3 protein-coding genes are annotated in these 3,124 nt (G+C 63.7%); 1 reads left to right on the top strand and 2 read right to left on the bottom strand.

Annotation, left to right across the window (positions count from 1 at the left end):
- Both ACI8UR_RS12365 and ACI8UR_RS12360 read right to left on the bottom strand, forming a co-directional pair.
- Positions 1-488 (bottom strand): PaaI family thioesterase (locus ACI8UR_RS12365; RefSeq protein WP_415087933.1); only part of this gene is annotated, 488 nt, incomplete at its 3' end.
- Positions 485-2,440 carry a 3-hydroxyacyl-CoA dehydrogenase/enoyl-CoA hydratase family protein gene (locus ACI8UR_RS12360; RefSeq protein WP_411714485.1) on the bottom strand — a complete coding sequence of 652 codons (1,956 nt, stop codon included), beginning with the start codon at positions 2,438-2,440 and terminating at the stop codon, positions 485-487. The genes ACI8UR_RS12365 and ACI8UR_RS12360, both read right to left, overlap by 4 nt.
- A gap of 182 nt (positions 2,441-2,622) precedes the next feature.
- On the opposite strand from ACI8UR_RS12360, the gene lrpA1 reads away from it, so the two are divergent.
- Positions 2,623-3,048: an HTH-type transcriptional regulator LrpA1 gene (gene lrpA1 / locus ACI8UR_RS12355; protein ID WP_411714484.1), complete on the top strand. Its 426-nt coding sequence runs from the start codon at positions 2,623-2,625 to the stop codon at positions 3,046-3,048.
- Positions 3,049-3,124: the final 76 nt, after the last annotated feature.

The following is a 3,124-nucleotide window of genomic DNA, read 5'->3' as shown; positions in this document are numbered from 1 at the left end:
TAACTGGTACCGCCCGTCGCGACGACTTTCTCCTCACCGCCGTCGGACTCGCGTCGCTCGTCCGACGAGGCTCGCCTCGCTCCGCTCGGCTCACCCTCGTGGACGGTTGTTACTTCACTCTCCGTGAACCCCATCGTCCCGCCCGCGCGGGTGACCTCGGCCTCGACCCGAAGGTCGTTGCGGGCCGGCCGGACGTACCGAACGTTGAGGTCGGTCGTCGTCAGCCGCGCGCTCGCGGGGTCGTCGAACGTCGACCGCAGGGCAAAGCCCGATGCCGTATCGATGACCGTCGCTGTGACGCCACCGTGAACTGTTCCGGAGGCGATGTTGGCGAACTTCTCGTTGAACGGCAACTCGAAGGCGACGTGGCCGGGCTCGACGAACTCGATGGAGAGGTCGAGCCACTGGAACAGGCCGTGCTCGCGCAACTCCTGCTCCAGTTCTGGGCTCGTCATGCCGTCAGGTGTTGGGCTCTCACAGTCGCTCATTTGCCCTCGAACTCGGGGGCACGATCCTCCATGAACGCGGAGGCACCCTCCATCATGTCGTCGGTCGACAGGAGGAGGCCGAACGCCTGCGCTTCGAGTTCGAGGCCGACGGAGATGTCCTGGTCGCGACCCTCGTTCATGACCTTCTTGGCCTTCCGCAGCGCGATGGGCGGGCCGTTGACGAGGTCGGAGACGAACTCCTCGACGGTGTCGTCGAACTCTTCTGCGGAGACGGCGCGGTTGATGAGACCCCACTCCTCGGCAGTTTCCGCGTCGATGCGCTCGCCGCGGAAGACGAGTTCCTTCGCGCGCGCTTCGGTCAGCATGCGAACCGCCCGCTGGGTGCCGCCGCCGCCCGGAATCAGGCCGAGGTCGATTTCGGGGAAGCCGAACTCCGAGTCCGTCGTCGCGACGCGGAGGTCACACGCGAGTGCGAGCTCGTGGCCGCCGCCGAGACAGAAGCCGTCGATCTTCGCGAGCGTCGGTCGGGGGAAGTCGTTGACCGTCTGGAACACCGGCGTCACCTCGACTTCGTGGGGGTCGATACCCGCAAAGCCGGTGATGTCGGCGCCGGCACAGAACGCGCGGTCGCCCGCTCCCTCGAAGGTGACCGCGCGAACCTCGTCTTGGTCGACGGTCTCCAGCAGATGGACGATCTCGTCCATCATGTCCTGGTTCAGGGCGTTCATCCGCGCCTGACGGTCGAGTTCGACCTCGAGCAGGCCGTCGTCGTTGTGCTCGACGTTGATCGTGGTGTAATCGCGGTCTGCGGATTCGCCGTACTCGTAGAAGCCGGCGCCGGCGTCCTCGCCGGTGTTGCCCTCCTCGACGAGTTCTTCGAGGTAGCCGGCGGGCTCGTAGCGGTCGGCGCCGTACTCCTCGTAGAGGTCGTCGAGCTTTTCCAGCACCGTGCCCAGGCCGATCTTGTCGGCGCGTCGGCACGGCCCCTCAGGGAAGCCGGCACCGAGACGGAGGCCCGTGTCGATGGCTTCCGGTGTCGCCACGTCGTTGCCGATGAGTTTCGCGGCCTCGTTGATGATGCGCGCCTCGATGCGGAGCCAATCGAAGTCCTCGGAGGCGTCGGCGGCGTCGTAGTCGGCTCCTTCGCCCCCCTCGTGGTCGTAGTAGCCCTTGCCGGTCTTCTGGCCGAGCTCCTCGGCATCGACCTTCTCTTGGACGATGGGCGGAATCGGGCGGCCGGCCTCCTTGCGGACGTGGTAGCCGATGTCGATACCCGTCAGGTCGCCGAGTTCGAACGGCCCCATCGGGTAGCCACGCTCGTGTACCATCGTCCCGTCGACCTCGCGGATGTCGGCGACGCCCTCGCTGACCATCCAGGCGGCCTCGCCACCGAACGGCCCGAGAACGCTGTTGACGACGAAGCCGTTGACGTCCTTCCGGACGTAGATGGGCGTCTTGTCGATGGATTCGACGAACTCGTAGGCCGTCTCGGCCGTCTCGTCGGTCGTCTCCCCGCCGTAGATGACCTCGACGAGATCCATCTTGACTGGCGGATTGAAGAAGTGCATCCCGACGACCTGTTCGGGGCGTTCCGTGGCCGTTGCGATCTCCGTGATGGAGAGCGACGACGTGTTCGATGCGAGGATTGCGTCCTCGGGCGTGAACTCGTCGAGGTCGGAGAAGATGTCGTGTTTGATCTCCATCTGCTCCGGTGCGGCCTCGATGACGAGATCGGCGTCCTCGACGGCGGTTTCGAGGTCGACTCCGGTGTCGATACGCGCCATTACGTCCGCCGGTGCCTCGTCGATGCGACCGTTCTCGGCGAGTTTCTCGAGTGACCACTCGATATCCTCGTACCCATCGTCGACCAGTTCCTGTTCGATGTCGCGCATCGTGACATCGTAGCCGGCGATGGCGACGACTTCTGTGATACCGTGCCCCATGTTGCCCGCGCCGAGAACCGTGACGCGGTTGATGTCTTCGAGAGTCATCACGAACCAGTCCCGTCGGAAACCCCTTAAATATACCCCATGCTGTTACCGTTGTTAGATTTTCACCCTGTTAAGTCAATTATTGTAAACTGAAAAGGCGTGTCAAGCGGACGGGACTCGGGGGTGCCCCGGTTGTTTTCGGGTTCGGAAGATATTTTTTCACGGACGTAAAACTAACCCCTATGAGCGCGGAGACGGAGGATCGAATTCTCGCCGTCCTTGAGGACGACGCGAAGGCCTCCTACGCAGAGATCGCTGACCGAGCGGACGTGTCGAAGCCGACCGTCCGAAAATACATCGAGAAACTCGAATCCGAGGGCGTCATCGTCGGCTACTCGGCTGATATCGACCCGAAGAAACTCTCCGGGAAGTCCATTGCCCTCGTCGGCATCGATGTGAAGAGCGAACGCTACGTCGAGGTGACGCGACAGCTCAAGGCGCTCGATGCCGTCGAGTCGCTGTACACCTCGAGTGGTGACCACATGCTGATGGCCGAGGTTCGAGCCCCCGACGGCGACGCCGTCGGCGAAGTTATCCGTGAGGACATCATCGAGATGGACGGCGTCGAGGCCGCCCACCCTTCCTTCCTGCAGGAACGTCTCAAGTAGCGACGGCGTCTTCGCTTCCGCCGCTCGTTTCCGGCGCCCGTGCCGTTTTGGCCCTCGGGACGCTACCTGTTGTATG

The organism is Natronomonas sp. (genome assembly GCF_047616845.1).
Taxonomy (GTDB): domain Archaea; phylum Halobacteriota; class Halobacteria; order Halobacteriales; family Haloarculaceae; genus Natronomonas.
This window is presented reverse-complemented; position numbering and strand designations above follow the sequence as displayed.

Bases quoted from the DNA above. Each gene is read 5' to 3' on its own strand.
- ACI8UR_RS12360 (WP_411714485.1), bottom strand. From the start codon at position 2,440: ATGACTCTCGAAGACATCAACCGCGTCACGGTTCTCGGCGCGGGCAAC.
- lrpA1 (WP_411714484.1), top strand. From the start codon at position 2,623: ATGAGCGCGGAGACGGAGGATCGAATTCTCGCCGTCCTTGAGGACGAC.